The following is a 2,455-nucleotide window of genomic DNA, read 5'->3' on the forward strand; positions in this document are numbered from 1 at the left end:
GGTCATCCCTCCCATCTTCATCCCATTCTGCTCATGGAGTTTGGGGGCGAACAATTCCTGTTCCGTTTGGATGCTCCACTCGTCCGAATTCCAAAAGTGGACATACAATTCACCGCCGTCATCCACGGAGATCTCCCGCTGCTCAAAGCCCTCGCACCAGCCATCTGAAGCTTGTCCGGTGATAAACTCTTTCAAAGTATCCATTTCGGTGTCCGACAATTCCCCGGCGACGCGGCATTCCGCCACGCCCCAGAGCTGCCGATCACGCTCCTCCACGGTGAAGACGGCGGAGCGCACCTTGCGGTCAACGCTGTCAGCACCATCATACCAATGCATGAGACCCCGCTCCGCCTCCTCCGGCATCCGGTTTTTCGCCAGTGCCGCCGTGATCTGATCCTGATAGCCCCGCAGCTCACTGCCCTCCAGCAGTGTGCTGCTGTCATCGAGATCACCGTACTCGTTCCGTTCGTAGAGATCGGCGGTCAGAGGCATATACAGCTTGAGGGTGGTCAGCTCGGGCGGCAGCACGGTGAAGCTGTCCTCGCCGGGGATGAGCGGCAGCGTGCGGCCGTTGTCCCACTTCATAAAAATTTGCCCCTTATCGTCCACGAAGTCCACTTCACCTTCGGTGCCGGGAAGAATGGGCGCGTAGGGATCGTCCATAGCGTTCAGCCGGATGCGGGTGCCGGGGGGATACTGCTCCTTGATAAAATTCACCATTTTTCTGTCCATACTCACATTTCTCCCATTGTCATGCCCTGATCGGGCGTTTTTTGGTATTCCTCCAACCGGCGGGGATTTTCCTCGCCGTAGAAGTCGAAGATCATGTCATCCACCTGCTTGCGGACGCTGGAATCGTCGGTCAGCACCTCGTAGCGGAAGCCTGTGGTCGGGCGATACGAAAGTTCCTCCCGCACACACTTGAGAAAGGCTTTGGCATCGGTAAATTCCTGCGCGTCGCCGTTGGCGTAGGTCACACGACCGACCAGCGGCTTGTCCCGCGCCATGTTCTGCCGCTGAACGGCCAAATCGTATACCGCAAGGTAGCCATTATAATCTCCGGGAGACGGGTTGCAGCGCAGGCAGTAGCGGTAGCGCTCCGTTTCCACGATGTAGCCGTAGTTCTGTGCATAGCCACCGTTGATTTTCCCGCCGTGTTCATAGCAAAAACGCTCCATAGCGAAGCGGTTTTTCAGCACACTCTCCCGCAGCGTGTCCACGACCTCCTGCAGTTCCTTCTTGAACGCGGGGCTGTTCAGTTCCTCCGGGCCACGGGGCCACCAGGTATGCCAAAACTCGTTGCCGCTGCGCCCGAAGTCCATACGGACATGTCCAACGGTACCCAGCCGCTTATCTTCTTCAGGGTGCGGGGTATAAAATAAGCCCGCCTCCTCCGGGCGGGCAGGTCGGATATGGTATTGCGTTGGTTTGCTTTCCAATGTTGAAGCTCCTTTCTGTCGTGATTTTATCTGTTTACACATTGCTTTTCATATGTTATGATGAAGTATACAAACTTCAATTCAAGAGAACGAGGCATGTTAATGAAAATTATTGACATACATGGCATGACCAATATGGAGCTTGTTCGGGGAGGAACCAGCGAATGGTACTGGGTAACAGACTATATTCACGGCGATCTTTATGAGGCAGAAGAACTATTCCGGCAGGGACACCATGTGCGGAGCAACCACTTATATCTTATCCACTATCCGGACGGTACGGTCTATGAACCTGTGCCGCCTGTGGACGGTCAATACCTTGGCTACCCAGTATATGATGAAGGCGCTGTTGTGCTGCTGGTGGTGAATTTTGCAGAAAGCAAGATACATATTCTTCGGTTCATGCATCAACAAGAGAAAACGCAGGAAGTGGCAAGGTTGCCTTTGTCCACTGTGAAAGACTGTTATAATCTTATTCTTCACACCTCTCCATTATCGCTGACACGGCAGCCAAATGACGGGACATTTGAGATGATTTGGCCCGAGAAAATAAGCTTTGCGATAAATGATAGGGAATCTTTTAACTTTCGGGAGGGGGATAACCTATATTTCAATATTTGGTATGAAGACCCGGACTATCGTGAGGAGACGCTGGTGCGTTCTCTGCGAGACGGCGCGATTTTAGAGCGATTTCCTGGAGATATTTGTATTATGCCGAACGGGGAACGGTGGCTTATCAAATAGCTTTGTCATCTAAATTCCGGCTATAACTGTTGAGGGGTGCAATTTGTCAAAATCGCACCCTCTTTTTATTTACATCATCCGCATTCCCTGCTCCTGCTCCGAAAATGGCGGCTCCAAGCGCCGCAGCAAGCCGAACTCCGTTTGCGTCACGCAGTCGTTTGCCATGCAGTCCTGACCGTATTGCTGAAAATCCATGTAGCCGTCCAGTCCTGCCCGCTTTTTTTCGTGTTCTGGGTCAAAAGTGGGTCAGGTAGAGAAAATGGGCTAACAAA

4 protein-coding genes are annotated in these 2,455 nt (G+C 52.7%); 1 reads left to right on the plus strand and 3 read right to left on the minus strand.

Annotated elements, in window-relative coordinates:
- Both ACTQ3R_RS16350 and ACTQ3R_RS16355 read right to left on the minus strand, forming a co-directional pair.
- On the minus strand, nucleotides 1-732 hold a 732-nt coding region (locus ACTQ3R_RS16350), incomplete at its 3' end, for a DUF4314 domain-containing protein (RefSeq protein ID WP_441780214.1).
- A 2-nt stretch (nucleotides 733-734) separates the two neighbouring features.
- Nucleotides 735-1,439, minus strand: a complete 705-nt coding sequence (locus ACTQ3R_RS16355) for a hypothetical protein (RefSeq protein WP_441780213.1) — start codon at nucleotides 1,437-1,439, stop codon at nucleotides 735-737.
- Between the two features lie 102 nt (nucleotides 1,440-1,541).
- Between ACTQ3R_RS16355 and ACTQ3R_RS16360 the strand changes: the two genes are divergently transcribed.
- Complete coding sequence (locus tag ACTQ3R_RS16360) at nucleotides 1,542-2,183, plus strand: hypothetical protein (protein ID WP_235255563.1); 642 nt, start codon at nucleotides 1,542-1,544, stop codon at nucleotides 2,181-2,183.
- Nucleotides 2,184-2,252: 69 nt separating this feature from the next.
- On the opposite strand, the gene ACTQ3R_RS16365 is transcribed toward ACTQ3R_RS16360, so the two are convergent.
- Nucleotides 2,253-2,378 (minus strand): hypothetical protein, encoded by a 126-nt coding sequence (locus ACTQ3R_RS16365; protein WP_441792706.1) that lies wholly within the window; start codon nucleotides 2,376-2,378, stop codon nucleotides 2,253-2,255.
- Nucleotides 2,379-2,455: the final 77 nt, after the last annotated feature.

The organism is Lawsonibacter sp. LCP25S3_E2, assembly GCF_052117285.1.
In the GTDB taxonomy this organism is placed as follows: domain Bacteria; phylum Bacillota; class Clostridia; order Oscillospirales; family Oscillospiraceae; genus Lawsonibacter.